Source organism: Pedobacter sp. V48 (genome assembly GCF_000523515.1).
In the GTDB taxonomy this organism is placed as follows: domain Bacteria; phylum Bacteroidota; class Bacteroidia; order Sphingobacteriales; family Sphingobacteriaceae; genus Pedobacter.
Map to the genome: position 1 here is coordinate 71,679 of NZ_AWRU01000001.1, position 22,512 is coordinate 94,190.

Annotated in this window: 11 protein-coding genes and 2 pseudogenes; 4 read left to right on the plus strand and 9 right to left on the minus strand. The window is 39.5% G+C overall.

Features of this window, described 5'->3' with window-relative positions; genetic code table 11:
• Positions 1-300: 300 nt before the first annotated feature.
• A complete protein-coding gene (locus tag N824_RS00325; RefSeq protein WP_048903149.1) occupies positions 301-1,827 on the minus strand; it encodes a RagB/SusD family nutrient uptake outer membrane protein in 1,527 nt (508 codons plus the stop codon).
• Positions 1,828-1,838: 11 nt separating this feature from the next.
• Entirely contained in the window at positions 1,839-5,015 is a 3,177-nt protein-coding gene (locus N824_RS00330; protein ID WP_235206944.1) for a TonB-dependent receptor, read from the minus strand.
• A gap of 399 nt (positions 5,016-5,414) precedes the next feature.
• Between N824_RS00330 and N824_RS00335 the strand changes: the two genes are divergently transcribed.
• From N824_RS00335 to N824_RS00350, 4 genes and pseudogenes are all read left to right on the plus strand, one after another.
• Entirely contained in the window at positions 5,415-6,680 is a 1,266-nt protein-coding gene (locus N824_RS00335; protein WP_084498132.1) for a YdcF family protein, read from the plus strand.
• A gap of 3 nt (positions 6,681-6,683) precedes the next feature.
• Complete coding sequence (locus tag N824_RS00340; RefSeq protein ID WP_048903151.1) at positions 6,684-7,562, plus strand: hypothetical protein; 879 nt, start codon at positions 6,684-6,686, stop codon at positions 7,560-7,562.
• Between the two features lie 364 nt (positions 7,563-7,926).
• A pseudogene (locus N824_RS00345) lies at positions 7,927-10,881 on the plus strand (SusC/RagA family TonB-linked outer membrane protein).
• Between the two features lie 162 nt (positions 10,882-11,043).
• Positions 11,044-12,546 (plus strand): annotated as a pseudogene (locus N824_RS00350) (RagB/SusD family nutrient uptake outer membrane protein).
• 84 nt (positions 12,547-12,630) lie between these two features.
• Here N824_RS00350 and N824_RS00355 read toward each other — a convergent pair.
• The 7 genes from N824_RS00355 to N824_RS00385 all read right to left on the minus strand — a co-directional run bounded on the left by N824_RS00355 (position 12,631) and on the right by N824_RS00385 (position 22,433).
• Complete coding sequence (locus N824_RS00355) at positions 12,631-13,383, minus strand: SDR family oxidoreductase (RefSeq protein WP_048903328.1); 753 nt, start codon at positions 13,381-13,383, stop codon at positions 12,631-12,633.
• A gap of 16 nt (positions 13,384-13,399) precedes the next feature.
• Positions 13,400-14,140, minus strand: coding sequence for an SDR family oxidoreductase (locus tag N824_RS00360; RefSeq protein ID WP_048903152.1), 741 nt, complete (start codon positions 14,138-14,140; stop codon positions 13,400-13,402).
• A gap of 87 nt (positions 14,141-14,227) precedes the next feature.
• The gene (locus tag N824_RS00365; RefSeq protein WP_048903153.1) at positions 14,228-15,154 is read right to left on the minus strand and encodes an AraC family transcriptional regulator; all 927 of its coding nucleotides are present in this window, start codon (positions 15,152-15,154) and stop codon (positions 14,228-14,230) included.
• 13 nt (positions 15,155-15,167) lie between these two features.
• A complete protein-coding gene (locus N824_RS00370) occupies positions 15,168-15,503 on the minus strand; it encodes a hypothetical protein (protein WP_048903154.1) in 336 nt (111 codons plus the stop codon).
• 120 nt (positions 15,504-15,623) lie between these two features.
• Positions 15,624-17,456 (minus strand): beta-galactosidase family protein, encoded by a 1,833-nt coding sequence (locus N824_RS00375; protein ID WP_048903155.1) that lies wholly within the window; start codon positions 17,454-17,456, stop codon positions 15,624-15,626.
• 76 nt (positions 17,457-17,532) lie between these two features.
• Entirely contained in the window at positions 17,533-19,236 is a 1,704-nt protein-coding gene (locus N824_RS00380) for a RagB/SusD family nutrient uptake outer membrane protein (protein ID WP_048903156.1), read from the minus strand.
• A gap of 11 nt (positions 19,237-19,247) precedes the next feature.
• Positions 19,248-22,433, minus strand: a complete 3,186-nt coding sequence (locus tag N824_RS00385) for a TonB-dependent receptor (protein WP_235206945.1) — start codon at positions 22,431-22,433, stop codon at positions 19,248-19,250.
• Positions 22,434-22,512 lie beyond the last annotated feature (79 nt).

The window sequence follows — 22,512 nt, forward strand, 5'->3', positions numbered from 1 at the left end:
CCCGATACATGTACCACAAACATAGAAGGGTGAACAGTCTTTACAGCAGTTATCATCCTTTTCCGCACATTGATGATCAACTTCTTTTTGAACAGTTTGATGTGCATGTAACTCATTTTCCTCCAACGCACAACACGGCACTAAAGTAAGTGTTAGCACTATGATCGATAAAAACAAGGCAATAAGCTTCACGCGATAAAAGTAGAAAATTTCGAGTGATATTGATCATATGGGTTACAAAAAATGGCGACTGAAATTCAGCCGCCATAATAATAAACAGAAATAAAAAGATTTTAAATATTAATAACCCGGGTTTTGGTACATTTTAACCGGATCTAATTTCACTTCATCAAAAGGAATCGGATAGTAACGATCTTTTGTAGTTACGTTAGCTAGTTTCGCTATTCCATAAGATGATTGTGGTTTAGCCTTTAAATAAGTCACCAACTCTGCAGCTGTGAAATTTCTGATTAAATCAAACCATCTCTGGTGTTCAAAAGCAAGCTCCACACGCCTTTCGTGTAAGATGGCCAACTTCATAGTTGGGAATTTTGCAGCATAAACAGGATCTGTTTTAGCAATAGCATAAAGTGGTCTGCCAGCTCTTGTTCTTACCATATCTAAATATTGTATCGCTAAGGCATCATTTCCCTGAAGGTTTGCCACTTCCGCCAGCATCAAAATTACATCAGCGTAACGCATCATTATACAGTCGTTACCACCATAACCATTAACAGATGCCGCAGCACTAGCATCACGGAATTTAGTGATAAACCAATCTTTTACGTTTGCATCGTTAGCATACTTCACTGAAAAATCCTTACGCAGATCTCCAGTTTCGTATTCGTCAATTAAATCTAGTTTAACGTTGCCCCCAATACCGGTAGAAACTTTTAAAGAGTTAATTGTTTCTCCCCTTGCCTGATTGTTGGCCGCGATACTTGAACTGTAATTAAGATCTCCTTGTTTATACGAAATCTGGAAAATTAATTCTTTACAGGTTGTTTTTTTAGCCACATCGAAAACATCTGCATAAGGGATTTCCGATAAGTTTCCAAAACCACGCATATTGTACGCAGCCATTAGATAAGTATTTGCACTGACTAAATTCTCTGTTTTATTTGCAGGAAGTGTTGCTGCCATAGTTAAATAAACCTTACCCAAGTATGCATTTATAGCCGCTTTCGAAGTACGACCAATACCGGAAACAGGTTGAAAGTTTGGTAAGTCGCTATTTAAAGCATCTTTTAAATCGGCAACAATTTGCGCATAAACATCAGCCTCAGGCACACGAAATGTGCTTGCTGCAATTTCATCAGTAGTTAAAAGGTGTTTGGTTACCAACGGAACCGGCCCCCATTTTCTAACTAACTCAAAATACATAATTGCCCTGATGAATTTAGCTTCGCCACTGTAAATATTTTTGTTTGCGGCAGTAATGAATGTAACTTTATCTATATTAGACAGGATAACATTACTTCTGGTTATCGATTGATACAGTGCCAGCCAATGTGCCTTTAAATATGAGTTACTTGGTAACAAAGAGAAATCATTAAACTGGAATGGCTCACCTGCATTACTCTGGTTATCGTTACGACCTGCATCATCAGAACGTTCATCAGTAAATAATCCGCTATTTTCTCCCATCGTATTACTGCTTCTTAATGACTGATAAGCACCATTTACTGCAAGCAATACATCGTTTTCTGTTTTAAAATAATTTTCGACCGTAATTGCATTCGGATTGTTTTGTTGCAAAAATTCTTTTTTACATGAGCTTAGAGCAATAACGAAGCTTAAAGCAGGAATTAAAATATGTTTTTTCATTTTTGTAAGTTCTAGAAGGTAAGTTTAACACCAAGATTATATGCTCTTGCCAAAGGATAGTTTCCGTAATCAACACCTGGTGTTAAATTAGAACCTCCGCTATAGTCCACCTCTGGATTATAACCTTTATAATCAGTAATGGTAAAAGCGTTATCCACACTCGCATAAACACGAACGTTACTTACCTTAAGCGTATTAGCCAATGATTTAGGGAAAGTATAACCTAAGGTAATGTTGGTACACCTGAAATAAGAGCCATCCTGGATATAGAATGATGATAAACGTGTACTGTTACTTTGTGTACCTGCACGAGATGCACGATAGTTTAAGCCACTTCCCGGATTCGCTTCATTTCTATAGCGATTTGCAACTTCTGCATATTGGTTACCTGAACCTTCGAAGTTATACAGATAATAATCCTGACCATCTAAAACCTGATTACCATATGAGCCGTTGAATGAAGCTCTTAAATCAATTGTTTTATAAGAGGTATTTAAAGCAAAACCGTAAGTGAATTTAGGATATGGCGTACCAATAACTGTTTTATCGGCATCGTTAACAATTCCGTTTCCATCAGTATCCTGAAAATACAAGTCGCCGATTTTTGCGGGATTGGTTGCAGATGCAGAAGGCGCAACCTTACCAACATTTTCTGCTGTTAAACGGCCTAAAACTTTGAATCCGTAGAACATACCTACAGGTTGTCCTTCTTGAGTAATGTGTGTTAAATATGAACGTTCTGCACCGTTTGTTAAAATGGTACTTGCACCTCCCATATTTAATACTTTATTACGATTTATGGCGATATTACCACTTAAACCGAATGTAAAGTCTTCTTTCTGAATGATTCTTCCATCAACCTGAATATCAAAACCTTTATTGCGGATTTTACTGTCGGCAAGGTTCGTTAAAATTGAGGACGTACCTGAGATTGCAGAAATTGATTGGTTAAACAATAGATTATATGAATAACTCAAATAATAGTTGGCGATAACAGATAGGCGGTTTCTGAATAAACTGATATCAGTACCAAAGTTATATTGAGAGGTAGATTCCCAACCTAGGTGGCCATCCTGAATAGAGCTAGGCCAGATTGCTGTTGAGATTGTGTTTCCAAAAACTACTCCTCCAGGCGAATTCATTTCCTGTTGAGTTCTGTAGTTAGGAATATTGTTGTTACCACTTAAGCCCCAGCTCGCTCTGATCTTAACGGTTGATTGCTCACCAAGAAAGTTATTGTAAAAATCCTCTTCCGACAAGCTCCATCCTGCTGCAACAGAAGGGAAATTACCATATTTATTTAATGGACCGAACCTTGAAGAACCATCACGACGGAACGAACCTGTCAGGAAATATTTTCCTGCATAGTTATAGTTGAAACGACCAAAATAAGAAAGTAAGGTATTGGTGGATTTGGCTGCATTATCTAAAGCAAAGAAACTTGCATCTGCACCTTTATCTGTAATCTCACCAATATTATCATTCTGGAATCCTTTTGCAGAAACACGAATCAGATCGCTCGTTGTTTTTTGAGCAGAATAACCTGCTAAAACATCAATTTTATGCTTACCAAAAGTTTTGTTGTAGTTTAAAGTAAACTCAGCCAATTGGTCAATTTGCTTTAAATTTTGTGCAATTGCTGTTGCTGCCGCCAATGATGCCGTCGAATAAGGCGGGTTATTTCCATTACTTAAACTTGTAGGCAAATAAAAATCATATTTCTCACTATAAGTCTGCATACCCAAATTGGCTTTAAAGCTTAGGCCTTCGATTATTTTATAGGAAGCATTTGCATTGTAAGTGCTTCTATCACCATTTCTTGCAACTTTAACTTGTTTAACGGTTGCTAAAGGGTTTTCGGGATTTTGGATACCATACACAGAGGATAGTGAAGCCATACCAAACTGTATAGGGTTACCGTTGTCGTCTTTTGCCGGAAGAAAAGGCAAATACAATAAAGCCGACATCATTGGGCTTAAATCATAACGACCTTCGCGAACCTCACGGTTTTTGTTTTGCGTGTAAGACATATTTGCACCAACATGCAAACGTTCACTTACGTTCCCATCTATATTTGCTCTGAAATTGATTACCTTCTGATTGGTGTTGGTTACAATACCATCATTATCCTGATAACCACCACTCATAAAATATTTGATGTCTTTATTACCGCCTGAAAAGGAAAGGTTATGACGTTGAAAAGCAGCATTTCTGTACAATTCGTCTTGCCAGTCGGTATTGTATTTTGCAGGAATTGGCTGTTGGGTTGAGAAATTATATAAGTCAGTCGGAATACTTACACTACTTCCGTTGCCAACATTTGCAATACGGGTTGCATTATTATCACCAAACATAGCATCGTTCCAGGTTTTACCTGCATTTACCCATAAATCTTTGTAAGCATTATTTCTGCCATCAATAAGGAGTTGAATAAACTGATTGGCATCTAATAAATCAATCTTTTTTGCCAGTTGAGAAATACCGCCCTGAACATCGTATTCAAAACGTCCTTTTCCATCCTGTCCTCTTTTGGTTGTAATTAAAACCACACCGCCTGACGCTCTAGAACCATAAATAGCTGCAGATGCTGCATCTTTTAAGATATCTATGCTTTCGATATCCTCAGGATTTATGGAAACGTTATTCCCGGCAGGGTAACCATCAATTACATATAAAGGATCTGAACTGGCGTTAATGGAACCAATACCCCTTACTCTTATTTTTGTGCCAGCATAAGGTGCACCACTTGTTTGGGATACCTGTACACCGGCAACTTTACCTACAAGGGACTGCCCAACAGTTGGCGAAGTTAAGTTAAGTTCGCTTGCCTTAACACTGCTAATAGCACCTGTTACATCAGATTTTCTGATCTTTTGGTAACCAATGGCCACTACCTCATCCAGTGTATTAGTACTTTCCTTTAATGAAATATTTAAAGTTCTTGCTGCAGTTACTGGCACTTCCTGTGATTCGTAACCGATGAATGAAAAAACTAAAGTTGATCCTTCCTCAAGCGAAATTGAATATTTACCATTAACATCTGTTGAAGTAGATTTTTTGGTCTTTTTATCATAAACACCTACACCCGGAAGTGGTAACTGGTTATTATCAGTTACAATACCGCTTATGGTGAAAGCTGCTTTATTTTTGAGAACAGATGTATCAATACTATATCTGTTTGAAGCCATTACCGGCGAATTGAAAATTGCGAATAGTCCTACCGGAAAAAGCAATTTTCTGCAAGTGTTTTTAATACCTGCANTAAAAAAAAATGATGTCATCTTTAGTTTAGTAATAATTTTGAATAATTCCTAGTTTTAATGTTTAAAGAGCATGTAGAATTGAATTCACATAGGCAAATAACTTTAGTTGAAAAACAAACTTATTTGAGTGCTTTAATTCAGCCAAAAGTATGTGTGTATTTTTAACACTATGTATCCCCAGTATTAAGTCTATGAGAAGGTTTTCAGGTAAAAAACCTTAAAAATTATCATTAGAAATAGATTACACTGAAATCAGCCCAACAGAATTAATACAGCCATAATGTTATATTAACGGCATTTATTTAGCTTGCAAAAATTTATTTCATGAGAATACTCGTTACCTTTTTGCTACTTTGGTTATTTATATTTCAGACGAAAGCACAGCAAAATTCTGCGGATCAATCCTATCAGCTGGTTGTTGGAAAAAGCCAATCATATAACCCTTACATTCAATACAAAAGTTATTACTTGCTTACACTTATGCAAGAACTTCCTGATTTGAGAAAAGCAATAACTGAAGATCAGGTACTTCAAAAATTACTAAAAGACAAAAGCGACAATGCGGCGGCCGCATTAAAAACCTGCGGACAGGGCGTTAGCTGTTATGCCAATGCAATGAAGTTTAGCGAAGCAGAAATTTTATTGGTTAATGAAAGACTTAATACCTTGTATAAAAAGGAGAATGCATTTGGTGAGGTTGTTAAAAACCATCTGTTGCCATCAGGCTGCTATGGTTTGTTTCAGGACTTAACCGCACAACAATTACTCGTAAAAGCATGGGGACAGGATGTCAAAGCCATTAATTATGCTATTGAGGTGTATGTTGAAGGTAAAAAGCCCAATTATCCGAAAATAGATTCCATTGCTTTCAGTTCAAAGGACAAGGAATTTCCAACTTTTATATCTTCAATAATTGCGCTCAATGCGGGGTCTGATAAAAAACTATTTTTTGAACCCTCAATGAATTTTGCATTAGGTGCACTTGAATTAAACAACCGTTCAGAAGCAGCCGATTATGAGCCAATGAACACAGGTGTTAACCAATCTGCAATCGCAAAAATAAAAAAAACGAATTTCAAAAATTATAAATACAGCGTGATCTTAGTGCCCGGCGCCGGACCAGAAGATAGAGAAACTGAGTTAAGTGCTGGTGGTATGATACGCTGTAGAATTGCAGCAATTCAGTACCATAAAGGTGCTGCGCCCTTTATAGTAGTATCAGGCGGAAGGGTTCATCCTTATAAAACCAAATATAGCGAGGCTTATGAGATGAAGAAGTTTATGGTCAATACCTTACATATTCCTGAGAATTCAATCATTATGGAGCCTCATGCCCGACATACCACAACAAATCTTCGTAATTGTGTACGTTTGATGTTTCGTTATGGGATGCCGATGGAAAAATTGGGATTGATTAGTACAATCAAATCAACGATCCCTTATATTGCGGGAATACTTTCAGAACGCTGTAAAAAAGAATTGGGTTATTTTCCATATAAAATCGGACAAACGCTGAGCGATACGGAAGTTGAATTTTCTCCGAACAGCATGTCTTTACAAATTGATTTCGACGAACCCCTAGACCCTTAGCAAATGAAACTTTTTAGTGCGACATTGATTACCGGACTGGTTATCTCTGCATTTAGTTACAAACCACTTTCGGGCACCATTACAAAATCTTTTTCACTGGATTCCCTAGGTGCCTGCCAGGGAATATCTAAACAGGACGGAAAGTATTTTCTGTACGGCGACCGTGAGGTTGGTGTAATGAGCCAATACTATTTAAAAAACGATTCACTGATTTACCAGCCTGATGAGTATCGTTTTACCATTAAAGGCGAGAATATAATTAAACACCCTACGGGTATTGCCTATAGAAAAGGTATGCCCACTTTTATTGGGAACTCGGTGCGTCAAAATGCGGAAGGAACTGTTTGGAAGGCAATGATATATTCAATTGACTGGCAAGGATTTCTAAAAAGCAAAACATTAGATGGTAATTTATTAAAAACCGTAGAGGATGATGCCTGTATACAAGGTACCAGACCAGAATATGTGAAACATAAAGGAAAATGGTTCATGGCAACCGCTGATTACGGCAATAAAGCAAATGAAGTTCGCCTTTATGATGCCGGTAAGCTTTCTAAAGCTGACAAAACAAGTGAAAAAGGATTACTATATCGGAAATTCATATGTTCTCCCTGGGTACAAAATCTTCATTTCATAGAAAATAAAGACATACTGGTTCTTATTCAAAATCAAATTGAGGGTCGTAAATGGAGGTTAACTTTTGTAGACTTAAATAAATCCATCTCGAGCGGTCATGAGGAAGTTATTAAAGTCATTGATACAGATAAAACTGATGAACTTGAGGGATTCACATTGACCGACGATCAAAACAAAGGAATTGCAGTTAGTTCTTCAAGGAAAAATAACGTTAGCCTAATTGATATTAATTGGAGCAAAAGTTAAAGACACACAAGTAATTAAGAATTCAATAATCTGATTTTTCCGATTATAAAAAAGTTGGTGAAAGGCTAAAAAGTGCCCTCACTTCTCTGATTTTACATTTTCCTGACCAACAAATAAAAAGACTACCAAATTAGTCGTATTTTTATTTATCTTTGCAGCCAATTAATTTATTATTCAACCCAATTGATGAAAGACATGCAAATATTTGTACGCTACCCACATTCCATTCCTATTTAAACTGTCAAGCTGATCCTGTAAATACAGTTTGGCCGACACATCTAATTCAATTTAAATTTTAACCATTCATAAGATAGGCCATAAATGGCTATGGAAATCTTATGTCCAAAAACTCCCATTTATTCAAATGAAAACAAAATTAACTATTCTATGTTTTTTGTTCTTCTTTCAATTCGTAAACGCACAGCAGGACTATAAAGTGACCGGCCGCGTTGTTGAAAAAGGAACCAACCTTCCCTTACCCGGAGTAAACGTGCTCATCAAAGGCTCTAAGGCAGGAACAAGTACCGATCAGTCAGGAAATTTCAGCATTACGCTAAACAAAGAACAGGAAGTACTAAGTTTCTCTTTTCTTGGCTTTACCAGTCAGGAAGTTGTTGCAAAGGCTGGAAGTACTATTAACATCGTTTTAAGTGATGTCACAAATAGCCTCGACGAGGTAGTTGTAGTGGCCTATGGTACTTCTAAAAAAAGAGATATCACCGGAGCTGTTTCACAGATCAATGCCGATCAGCTTCAAAACAGGCAGGTATCTAACATCACCAAAGCACTTCAGGGTCTTGCTCCAGGAATACAGGCAGTATCATCGAGTGGGCAGCCAGGTACTTCTGCAACCCTGCGTATCCGTGGTGTTGGATCGATCAATGCATCAGCTGCTCCACTATATGTGGTAGATGGCAACCCATTTTCGGGCGACCTCAGCTCAATCAATTCCAGCGATATTGAATCGGTAAGTATCCTTAAGGATGCTGCTTCAAGCGCATTATATGGTTCAAGAGGTGCAAACGGAGTGATCATCATTACCACTAAATCCGGAAAGCGCAACGACCAGACAGAGATCACAGCTAATTTTAGTCAGGGTGTTTCAAAGCGTGCCGTAAAAGATTATGAACAGGTAACTACTGATGAATATTTCCAAAACTACTGGCTTGCGGTTAAAAACAAACAAAAAGCCTCTAATCCAACTTATACGGATTTGCAGGCTGGTCAGGCTGCAAGCGAGCAGATCATCACTGATCTTGGCATCAACCCTTATGGTTCAAAATATCCTCTTCCGGTAGGACCAGATGGAAAGCTTGTTGCAGGAGCAACTCCATTATGGGACGATAACTGGGGTGATGCAATGGAACAAACTGCAATACGTACCCAGGCCGACCTTAGCTTTAGCGGTGGCAACGAAAAAAGTCAGTATTTCATTTCTGGAGGATACCTTAATGATAAGGGTATTGCATTAGGTTCAGGATACAAAAGATATAGCGCAAGGGTTAATTTAACCACCAAAGCTAAAAAATGGCTAACTGCCGGGCTGAATATTTCAGCAGCAAATACCCTTCAGGATTACCCTATCTCTGAAGATAGCAACACTGGAAATGTAGTGAACTATTCGCGCCTGGTACCGAGTTTTTATCCAGTTTACGAACGCAATGCTGACGGCTCTTACAAAACTGATGCTAATGGCAACAGGGTTTACGACTTTGGTGCTTATCGCCCAAGTTCAGCCATTCCAAGAAGTAACCTCGCCGCAACTGTTGATCTGGACAAGTCTGAGATTTTAAAAGATAACGTTTCGGCACGTACCTTCCTTGAGGCTACCATAATCCCCGAATTGAAATTCAAAACCACTTACAGTGCTGATTTTGCTAACATCAACAACCATAATTATACGAATCCGGTACTTGGCGATGGCGCTGAGACTAAAGGTTCGGTAAGTAAAAGCAATAGCAGAACTTATTCATGGACTTGGAACAATATCTTAACCTACGAAAAAACCTTTAATGAAGACCATCATTTAAATCTGCTTGCTGGTCAGGAGATTTATAAATACAATTACAGGATCATTTCTGGTAGCAGGGAACGTTTTGTACTCCCTGGCTTATATGAACCGGATGCTGCTTCACAATTGAACGATTTCGGCGGTTCGGCATTGGATTACACCCTACTAAGTTTTCTTGGACGTGCAGAGTATGATTATAAAAAGAAATACCTGCTTTCTGCATCATTAAGAACAGATGGATCTTCAAGATTCTCTCCGGCAACACGCTGGGGAACATTCTGGTCGTTAGGTGCTTCATGGAAACTCTCAGAAGAAAATTTCCTGAAAGACAATTCATGGTTAAGTACCTTAACACTTAGAACCAGTTATGGTGCTCAGGGAAATGATAACATTGGTACCTACTATGCTTACGAAGGTCTGTATGTTATCCAGAATAACCTTGGCGAAAATGGTTTGGTGACTTCGAGACTTCCAACACCGGATCTTAAATGGGAAACCAACTTAAACTTTAACCTGGGGCTTGATTTCGGAATCCTGAACGATAGGATCAGTGGTACGGTAGAGTTTTTCGACAGAAGATCGAGAGATTTGTTATTTAGCAGACCAAAAGCCCCATCAACTGGTTTTGGCTCTATTGACGCCAACATCGGTGCTTTAAAAAACACGGGTATAGAGGTTCAGATCAATGCAACTCCGGTTCGTACTGCAGATTTCAGATGGAACATCAGCCTGAATGCTACGCATTACAAAAACGAAATTACTGCCCTGCCACAAGCAGAGATTAAAACAACCACCAAGATCATGCGCGAAGGTGGTTCTGTATACGATTTTTACCTGAAGGAATGGGCCGGCGTTGATCCGGAGACCGGAAATCCGTTGTGGTATAAGCAAGATGCTAATGGAAATAAAGTGACAACCAATATTTATGCAGATGCAATACAATATGTTCAGGATAGTGCTCTTCCTGATCTTACAGGTGGTGTAAGCAATACATTCAGTTATAAGGAATTTGAATTATCGGCATTGTTTGCATATAGCATCGGTGGTAAGATCCTTGACAATGATTATATATCGCTAATGCACAATGGCAGCAGCACCGGACGTACCTGGTCAAAAGAAATATTAAACCACTGGACTCCTGAAAACAAATATACTGATGTACCGAGATTAACTACCGATAATCTTGGATGGACTCAGGCTTCAACCCGTTTTCTTTACAGCGCAACTTATGCCCGTTTAAAGAATTTAACTCTAGGGTACAGTCTACCTAAAACTTTAGCTAGTAAATGGGGTNKYWAASAWCSKTAAACTAACCTTAACCGGCGAGAATCTGCTTACTTTTTACGGACATGATGGTATGGACCCTGAACAAACTGTTGATGGCACTACTTATTACCGTTACCCGGCTATGCGTACTTTTTCTGCCGGACTTAGCCTTACTTTCTAATGCATCTACTAAAAATTACAAAAATGAAAATTAAACAGATCACCTATATAATTGGGATATCCGCTTTGCCCTTTCTTGGATGCAAAAAGGAACTTACCACTACACCAACTACTTCCGTTCCCGAATCATTGATTTATGGGACAGCAGATAACATTGAAACCGTGCTGAATGGAACCTGGTCGTACATGAACGACACTTATTTTACCTATGCAAATCCTGGTTACTCCTCTATCTTAAGAACCAGCGATGTAATGGGTGACGATATTGCCATTATCACCAACAAATACGGATACCGTGATGCGTATGAATATACATTGGCTAATAACCAAACCAGACTGGGTGCTTTTYRSACSANNCKYTMTYSYGWKMTWAATAACACCAATAACATCATCAGTAAAATTGACGCTTCCACTGGAACGGCAGAGAAAAAAGCGCAGATTAAAGGCCAGGCTTATGCATTAAGGGCTAATAGTTATTTGAACCTGGTTACATATTACCAGTTCAATTACCAGGTAAATCCTCAGGCCAAAGCTGTTCCTGTTTATACAGAACCAACAGGCCCTACAACTGAAGGAAAATCAAGGTCAACTGTTGAGCAGGTTTATCAGCTGATCATCTCAGACCTTACTGAGGCAGAAAAACTACTTCCAGCTTACCAGCGCCCAGGTACTACCAAATACAAGATCAACATTGATGTAGTAAATGGCTTGCTGGCAAGAACTTACCTGAACATGGGTAAGTGGGATTTGGCGGCACAGTATGCACTTGAAGCAAAAAAGAGCTATCCTTATATGTCAGAAGCTGATTACAGCAATGGCTTTAACGACCTTAAGAACAGCGAATGGATCTGGGGACATGGCCAGCAGCCTGATCAAAGTACAGCGAGTTATAGCTTTCATTTTCTGGATACCAGCAGTCCTTCGGCTTATTACTATAGTTTTATGGCAGATCCTAACTTTCAAAAGTTATTTGATAGTCATGACATCAGAACAAAACTATTCCTATGGGATGGTTTGCCAAGCAGAGAAGGTTACTTGCGCTATCAGAAGTTTAAGTTCAGGGCTGATCAGACAGGTGATATCGTATTCATGCGTGCATCAGAAATGACTTTGATTGCAGCAGAGGGCTATGCCAGAAATTCTGACTTACCAAAAGCAGTTGAGCAGCTGAACTCGCTTCGTGCTGCCAGAAAAGCAGATCTGTTTGTACTGGGATCTCAAACCAAAGATCAGGTGATTGCTGAAATTCTTATAGAAAGAAGAAAGGAATTATGGGGTGAAGGTTTTGCGATCTCTGACATTTTAAGAACCCAGACCGCTGTAGTGAGAAACCCAGCACTTGGTACAGATGGTAAACCACTGCAAGTTACAGTGATTACTCCTGACGGAAGCAGCAAGGTGGTTTCTGCAAAGCAGCACACGACTTTAAAATTCCCTGATGGTTCAGCCTTTAAGCCAAACAGTAGTTACTACCTGTTCTCTGTACCGCAAACTGAACTAAACAACAACCCCAACATCAACAAATAATAGTTTTTGACTAATAAACAAAAACAGTATCTATAATAAAACCGGGTCTGAAAATGACCCGGTTTTATACTTTAAATGATTTCATTAGTTGGTAGCTCCCCCGTTTACCAACAAATGCTGGCCATTAACAAATGACGAAAGGTCGCTGGCGAAGAATTCGGCTGCATTAGCCACATCTTCCACCTCGGCAAGTCTTCCCATTGGGCAGCTGTCCAGTAATTGCTTCCTTAATTCAGGATAGCTATCTGGCTCGGCAAAAATGCCCGAATGATCTACCGCAAAGGGAATGATTGTATTTACAGTTACGCCTCTATGGCCAATCTCTTTAGACAAAATATCAACCATATACCTTGGTGTAATTTTACTCCCGCCATATACAGCCATACCCTGAACCGGAAAGGCAGTAGTACTGGAAGCGATGTAAATGATACGTCCTTTGTCTTCTACATTTCTTGCTGCCTGTTGCATTGTAAAATATGCTCCTTTAGTGTTGATGGCAAATAACCTGTCAAACTGCTCCTCAGTAAAATCTACCACCGGTGTTTCTACCAGTTCGATTCCGGCGTTGGCTACTACGATATCAATTTTCCCAAATTCCTTTTTTGCAGTATCAAACAGGCGCTCCAGATCAGCAACTTTGCTTACATCTGCCTGCACCGCAATTACCCTTACCCCCATTGCCTTAATATTACTAAGTACTTCATCAGCCGATGCTTTATCTCTTGAATAATTGATTACCACGTCTGCGCCTAAGGCTGCGTAACGTTCAGCAATAGCTTTACCTAAACCTCTTGCTGATCCTGTGATTAATGCCACTTTATTTTTTAAACTGTTCATGATATTTTTGATTAAATTAAGCCATACCTCCATTAACACCGATGTTTTGTGCGGTGATCCATTTTGCTTCATCTCCTGCCAGGAATGCCACCACCTGAGCAATGTCCTCAGGCTCACCAATTCGGTTAAAAGCAGAAAGAGATGCCAAACGATCTATAACTTCCTGAGGTTTACCTTTAGTAAATAATTCAGTATTGGTTGGTCCAGGCGAAATCGAGTTCACATTGATACCTCTGCAACCGACTTCTTTAGAAAATACGCGGGTTAATTGTTCTACGGCTGCTTTTGTAGCCACATAAGTACTATAAGTAGGCAACATGATACGGTTCACAGAAGTAGAAAAATTGATGATGCTTCCGTTGTCAGATAATCGGGTAGCTGCTTCACGCATTGTATTGAAAGTTCCTTTAACGTTGATGTCAAATTGAAGCGCAAAATCTTCGTCAGTAGTATCTTTAAGTAATTTATTGATCATGATACCTGCGTTATTCACCAAAACATCAATCCGACCATAATGATTAATGGCAATATCAAACATAGTTTTAACAGCAGCCGTATTACTTACGTCTGCCTGAATGGCAATAGCATCGCCACCTTGTTTTATAATGTCACTTACGGTTTGTTCTGCAGCAGCTTTACCACCTGCATAGTTTACAATTACTTTTGCACCCGCTGATGCTAATTTATGAGCGATACTTGCTCCTATGCCTCTTGAGGCACCAGTAACCAGAATTACTTTTTCTTTTAGAGTTTTCATATTTTCTTTATCTTATTTTGATAACTCAAAGGTCAGATAAAGAACACATGTGAAAAGGACAGATATTAAAGGATTAAGGATAAAAATCTAAGATTGGCTTTGCAGCTTTCTGTAAGCTACCGGAGTAAGCTCTGTATATTTCTTAAAGTAATTGCTAAAATGGGTAGCCTCTGAAAACCCTAGTGTAAAAGAAATTTCCTTAATTGAAGCTTCTGAGTTATGCAATAGGGACTTTGCCTTCGCAACTGTTTTCTCTGCAATCCACATGCTAACAGGCTTACCTGTTTTTGTTCTGATTACACTACTTAGGTAATTCGGATGTAAATGCTGTAAATCTGCATAGTCCTGAACCCTGTATAAGATATTTTCCTGACCAAAAACGACAGCCCGGTAGTGATCTTCAAGATTCTTTTTAAACACTTTAACAATGAAGGAGCTCCTATTTCCCTCATATATAGGATTATAATTTTGCCAGAAGTATTCTTTTATTTTTAATAGCAGAACCACAAATAAGCTCCCAATGATTCTATTCTTATAGATTGAATTGCCCAGATGCTCTTTGTGAATCTGGTGATAAAGCTTTTCTATTTCATCAAACTGTTCAGGTGGCATCAACCTTGGCTGAACTGTTTCTGTAAGCAAAAAAGAAAAGTCCTGATAAACATCATGATGAACATGTTCTTTCAGGTAAGATTCATTAAATGTGATCAGATAGGCCTCTGTAATTTCAGACCATTCAAAACTCCTGTAATTTCCAGGATTAGTGAAATAGATTGTGCCCGGGGTAATATCAAATGTCATCTCATCTATGATATACTTTCCAAATGCATTTTTAACGAAAACAAAGCTGAAATAATCTGGCCGGTAAGCAATGGATTTAAAAGGAAGATTCTTAAATGTTTCTCTTAAGGAATGTACAGTAAACCCCGACTCTGCACTTACCAGGTCTACAGGCAAGCCCATCATCTCGTACAGATCAGCCAGGTTTTTTGATACTGATTCCTTCTGGTTCATGAGAAGTCCTTTTTTAATGTTTTTTGTATTTATCAATATCTTGCTTAGTTGCAGGATAGATTTCCGCTACCTCACTTCTATTGTCCTGAAATACTTTCACTTTTACCGGAACATCAGATTTATTAGCCTGGCGGATCATTTTCAGTTTTTGTTCACTTCCCTTAAGTCCAAGATCGATAATAAAAAAAGTGGCATAAGGATAAAGGGCCAGTTTTGCTGTATCATTTTTGATTTCCCTGATTTCTGGAAAAACAGTTCCAAGTTCGCTCGTTGGGGCATCTTTGATCTTTTTGTTATGATCTGGATTATTCTGTTTCGTACAAGCAGATGGAATAAGCATAGTTGCCATACAAAAAGAATAAACAATGGAGGAGATTTTGAAGATTGAAAGCATATAATCAATTAGTGGTCAATCAAATTTAGCTATTCTATAGTTCAATAGAATAGCTAAATTTGATTTAATTGATTATTACCTGGTAATAACCTGATCCAGAATTGGCTTATTAAGAGTAGGAAGAAACTGCTGATCAGTTTTAAGCAAATCAAGTACAACCACCTGGTTTTTACCTTTTTTCAGCCATTCAGCAGGCAGATAAATTGTTTGCTGGGGGCCAATACTCCAGTACTTTCCAAGATTATGACCATTTACCCAAACCACGCCCTTACCCCATTTCCGCATATCCAGATAGGTATCCTGTACGTTTTTCAATTCAAATTCTGCATACTTTAACATTGGTACATCCTGCTTAATTGCATTGCCAACCTCTTTTTTAAGTGGTTGCTTATCAAAAGGTAATGAAAACATATCCCAGGATTCTAAGATCGCACCAGCTAAGGTGACTTTGCCGGTAATCCCTTTTTTGTTTTGAAGTAAAAATGGTCCGAAATTAATCCTTCCCATATTTTCTACTAATATATCAAGGGTGACCTTACCCGATGGCAGATCTATCATAAGGCTATCCTGATTTAGTCTCCTATCCAAGATACCCTGTCGTTTACCGTTAACATAGACCAAACCGAAATCCTTCAATCCATCTATTTTTAGCATACCCTGCTTTCCTCCATTAATAATTGTGCGGTAAAGCACATATCCGTAAGCCTGGTTCAGGTCTTCGAAAGTCAGTGGCTGAATGCTATGCTTTGATTTTTCAAGGTAATCGTAAATACTAACTTCGGACGAAAAAGGAATAGCATCAAGAGCCACTGCTGGCTTTGGAGCAGGAACAGCCGGCAACTTGGCGCCAGCAGATAAATGCTTTTCGATAACCGCCCTGAATTTCATAAACTTTTCAGTTGGGTTACCTGCTTCATCAAGTGGCGCATCGTAATCATAACTGCTGATCTGAGGTTCGTAGGGTATAGTATCACGGTAATTAGCCCCGTTCATGAAAGCACGGGTACTACCACCGTGGAACATGTACATATTGATGGAAATACCTGCCGCAAGCACAGAATCAAGTTTTCCGGTATACTGTTCAGCCGGAACTTTATGATGTGGTGTACCCCACCAATCAAACCACGCCGGATACCATTCGGCTATAAAAAAAGGGCCTTTGCCACCATTTAATTCCCGGATTTCTTTTTTTACGATTTCCGGATTGTCTTGCCCATTAATTGCAGGAAGTGTTCCGGGAAGGAATCCTTTTTTGATATCTTTTTGAGGATCACATGTGTATAGTAATCCATCGAACCCGGCATCAATAAACATCTCGCGATTAATACGTAAATATTCCTTATCACAGCCATAAGAACCATATTCATTTTCAATCTGCACCATGAGCACATTCCCTCCATGATTGACCTGCAACGGAGCAAGTTGTTTACCCACTTCGTGAATGTATTTCCGGTACTCTTCCAGGTATTGTTTTTCCCGGCTTCTTACTTTCAGACCTTGTTCATTTTGAAGCCAATATGGATAACCTCCAAACTCCCATTCTGCACAGACATAAGGACTAGGTCGTAATATTACCCATAGCCCTTCTTGTTGTGCTATCTTTACAAATTCAGCAATATCATTGTTACCAGAGAAATCAAACACATCCTTTTCGGGTTCATGGGCATTCCAGAATACATATGTTCCAATAGTATTGAGTCCCATAGCCTTTGCCATTTTCATCCGGTCTCTCCATGCTTCTCTTGGTACGCGTGGATAATGTATTTCACCGGATACAATCTGGAAAGGTTTTCCGTCGAGCAGAAAATCATTATCCCCAAGTTCAAAAGTATGTTCTGCATTATTTTTACTGCATCCGCACAGTAGCAACAATACTGCTGACAAGCAAATTAAATTGAATATTTTCATTTAGGATGTTTTATAAATTGGAAAATTTACAAAATGCCGGAAAAACGTTTTGTTTCCCGGCATTCTATAAATTCTATTAGTAGTTCGGATTTTGCTGTAATTGGTTTCCTGAGGCAAGAATTTCAGTTCTTGGAATTGGTAACCAATAATGTTTGGTCTCGAACTTACGTCCATCAAGTGCTATCTTAGAGGTAAAAGTGAAAGTTCCATCATTGTTTTTGGTGATGACCACGCCCCTTGAGGGAAGATTTTCAGTTACATCTGCTATTTTCCATCTTCTAACATCATAGAAACGATGTTCTTCAAACGCAAGCTCTATCTGGCGTTCGTGTCTGATGGCAGTACGCATATCAGTCTGTGCCATTCCAGCTGCAAGATCCGGCATATTTACGCTGGCCCTTGACCTGATCATATTGATGGCCTGGCGGGCTGAAAAACTTGATCCGGCAGGTACCGCATCAGGACCATAGGCTTCATTTGCTGCTTCTGCAAAATTGAGCAGAACTTCAGCATACCTGATATAAATCCAGGGCTGGAAGCCGGCATTACCCCATGGATTTTGCAAAGGATAAGCATCATTCATGAATTTTTTAAGATAATAACCGGTTTTTGTAGTATTCCAGTTGTCATTTCCGTCTCTGCTATCTTTTCCACCAGGAATAAACGTTTCTATATTGCGTTCGCGATAAGCTGCACCATTATACAAAATGGTTGCTTTAAAACGCGGATCACGATTTTCATAAGGTTTAGCCGGATTATACAGTGGGTTACTGGTGTTTGCCGGAAGGCCATTGGTTAGGTCATAAACATCTACCAGGTTCTGTGTAGGCGTATTTCCGGCCCAGCCACCATAACCATTTGGTCCGTTTGCAATTTCCAGGTGAGTGTGATTCGCGTTCTTGGTATACACACGTTCAAATATGGCTTCATTACTTTCGTTTATCAGGAACATATTACCATAACCTCCCTGATAAATTCCATACTTGTTCAGGCTAATCACCTGCTGTGCCGCAGTTACGGCAGCTTGCCAGGTACCCGCTGCTTCATATAAAGGACTGGCAGCGTATAGTAATAACCTGGATTTTAGTGCCAATGCCGCACCTTTGGTAGCCCTACCCAATAGCCAATTATTGTCATTGTTCAATGGTAATTTAGCGGCAGCATCATCCAGCTGTGCTGCTACATAATCAATACCCTCTTTAATGGTTGAGCGTTTAAATAGCGCAGGATCCTGAAGGTTATCTGTTAAACCAAGTACCTGATCTCCCATAAGCACTACTTTTCCGTAGTTACGGATCAGATCCTGATAACGGAAGGCCCTTATGAACTTTAACTCGCCTTCTAGCCTTGTTTTACGGGCTGCACTCATTTGTATGGTAGTTAGAACCTTAAGGGCATAATTACACTCGCGAATGCCGCGGTAGCTTCTGCCCCACAATACACCAAGTGCTCCAAGGTTTTCCGGGGCCAATTGTCCTCGTTGTACCAGCCACGTATTATCATCATTATTGTAGATGGACTCATCAGTCAATGAGCTCCACATGCTATATTCGAAACCACGTCCAAATCCTGGATTGGTTCCATCTGCTTCTTTATCCTGCAGCCTTGTTCCAATGTAACTATTGGTTACAAAAGCCTCAAATACGGCAGTATCTGTTTCCAACGTATTCGTTGGGATCCGGTCTGTTGCTGTAACATCCAGAAAATCCTTTTTACATGAACTCAGTGCCAGTACACCGCTTAATAAAATAAAAACTGGTATGCTATATTTGTACTTCATTTTTACAAGATTTAAAATTTAACGTTTGCACCTAAATTGATGATCCTTTGTTGCGGATAAAACTGTCCGCTTTCACTGCTACCTTCAGGATCATAATCTTTTACTTTAGTGATCGTGAATAAGTTAAAAGCACTTGCAAATATCCTTACTCCGGAAACCTTGATCTTTGATAGAAAATCTCCTTTCAGATTGTAGGCAAGCTCTACGTTCTTAAGACGCAGGAATGAAGAATTATTCAGCCAGAAATTGTTTTTATAAGCACCTCCACTAATGGCGTTACCTGCACGTTCGGTCACTTTTGGAAAAGATCCGTTCGGATTAGAAGGACTGAACCTATTATCAGCCCAACTGCTATAAAAATTCCCTATACTACCTGATTCTGGTAATACATATTGGCTTACCCTTGCTTGTCCTGCGAACAATACTGACACATCGAAGTTTTTATAAGAGGCATTGAAGTTGAAGCCATAGGTAATCTGAGGAATGTTACCATACTTTGCCATGCTCATATCATCTGCATTAAGCACACCGTCACGATTATAATCTTCATAGATCAGGTCGCCGATTTTTGCTCCTGAAACATGAGGATTATTATCCAGATCAGCCTGCGTACGGAAGATACCTATGGCATTGTACAACAAGTAGCTGTTCAATGGCCTGCCAGTCTTTTTTTGGTAATCTAGCGTACCAGAGGCTTCATCGATGAAGATAACTTCACTTTTAGCATAGGTCATGTTACCAGACACACCCCAGTTGAACTCATTCCCGCGGTGCGTATAACCCAGTGTACCCTCAAAACCTTCACTGTTGACCTTACCAATATTTTCTGAAGGAACCAGTGGATTGTAATTTGAACTACCATCATTATAAGGATTCACAATACCAGAAGATCCAGGAAGAGAGGCATTACGTGTTGCAAGGATATCGGACCTTTTTTGTTTGAAATAGATCGCCTCGAACGTGAAGTTTTTCAGGAATGTAGCGTTAATCCCTATGTCCAGTTTTTTTGATACTTCCCAGGTAATATTCGGGTTAGCAAGTTTTGATAAGCCTACTCCTGGTTGAATGGTTGCTGCACCGCCTGGTGCTTGCGCCACAAAACCATTACCTACCAAAATGTAATTATCATAGTATTGAAATGCATTAACATTGTCATTACCCAACGAACCGTAAGAAGCTCTTAACTTCAGTTCGTCGAAGAACTTCACATTATCACCGAACCATTTTTCTTTATTGATGCGCCATCCCGCAGAAACCGAAGGGAAAGTACCCCATTGTTTGCCAGGGGCAAAGATGGATGAACCATCGCGACGCAGCTGACCTTCAAATAGATATTTATCGTCGTATGCATACGCCAGTCTGCTAATTATACTCTTACGGGTATAGTTTGAACTGTAACCAGAATTAAGAAAATCTGTTGCTGCTGTTCCTCCCTGAGAAAGCTCAGGCAATTGGTTTGACAGGTAATTGAAACGGTCGGCATCAAAGAACTCAAGGTTATTTTTGCTTTGCTCATACCCCACAAAGGCGTTTATATTATGTACGCCAAACTTGCGCTCAAAATTCAATTTAATGTTTGAAGTAAGTAATGATTCTCGTTTTTGAGATTCTTTAAGAGTGGCTTTATTATTATTTCCTCCATAAACGCCGGAAGTGTACGTATCGGTTGATGCTTGATACTCATACAATAGATAAGGCTTATTAAAGGTTTTGACAAATACATTAGACTTGTCTACAGAGAAAAATCCATCTGCCGACAGACCTTCGATACCCGGTATTTGATAACTGCCTTTCAAAATGGCGTTAAGCACCTGAGTAGGGTTATTGCTAGTACCCCCCAAATCCGTTACAAGTACTGCAGGGTTTGAGCCTTCTATCCCTCTTGTTGGCAATCCATTTGGATAAAATGCAGCTACAATAGGTTTAGAGCGGTAAAGTGATCTAAAAAGATCATTGGCGCCAGTTATTGGAAATTTACGGTTCTCTTCACGGCCGGCAAGTGATAATCCCACTTTCAGACGCTTGCTCACATTTGCATCAATATTTGAACGGAAATTGTATTGTTTATAGCTGGTGACCCCATTTTTATAGATTCCGTCCTGATCGATCATACCAAGCGACATGTAATACTTCACATCATCAGTCCCTCCGTTTACAGACAAGCTGTGCTGATTCTGTAGTGCTGATTTCTTGAGCACTGTCTCAGCCCAGTCTGTATTCGGGAACAAGATCGGATCAGAACCATCCTTGAATTTCTGAATTTGTTCTTCGGAATAAGATTGGTTCAAACCTCCGGATTCACTTGCGTAATAGTTTATCTCGTTCATGATCTGTGCATACGTTGCTGCATCCGCAAGTTTTGGCAAACGGGTAGGTGAACTAAAACCCTGGTTAAAGCTATAGCTTATGGTAGGTTTACCTGTGTTACCTTTTTTAGTAGTTACAAGGATTACTCCATTGGCCGCGCGGTTACCATAAATGGCTGCCGAAGCATCCTTCAGTACCGATACGCTTTCAATATCGTTCGGATCGAGGCGTTCCAAACCTCCGATTTGTCCGGGTACGCCATCTACCACTACAAGCACAGCATTGCTACCGGTTGTAGCTTGCCCGCGGATCGTGATGCTCGAACCATCGTATCCCGGTTCTCCTCCTCTATTATTGATTACCACACCCGAAAATCTTCCTGCCAATGCATTGGATAGGTTGGGTTGCGGACTTTTAACAAGCTCAGTTCCTTTTACCTGCGAGATAGATCCGGTTACCGTTTCTTTCTTTTGGGTACCGTATCCAACAACAATCAGTTCATTTAATGAAGTCTGATCGGGAGTCAGCTGGATATTTAATAAAGTCTTTCCACCAACAGGCAATTCTATTTTGGTATAGCCAATATAAGTGAAGACGAGGATGGCATTATCAGGAGCATTTATACTGTATTTACCTTGTGCATCAGTAATCGATCCGGTTGTTGTACCTTTCACAATTACACTTACACCTGGTAAAGGTTTACCTGTTTCATCGCTAACTGTACCTGTGATCACAGCTTGCCGAGCATTAAATGTTGAGGGTTTTATTATCAGCTCTGATGCTTGCGTCGACTGCACCGAAAGCAGTACCGCGTTTATTACCGTTGCAACAAACACCTTCTTTGTCATCGGCCAAAGCGGAGAATATACTTTTCGTATAGTTTTTCTCATATCGATTTATATTTGGTTTTGAAATTATCCTGTCAACTGCTCCCGTTCAAGCGGAGGATTTATATTGTGCGCACAACAT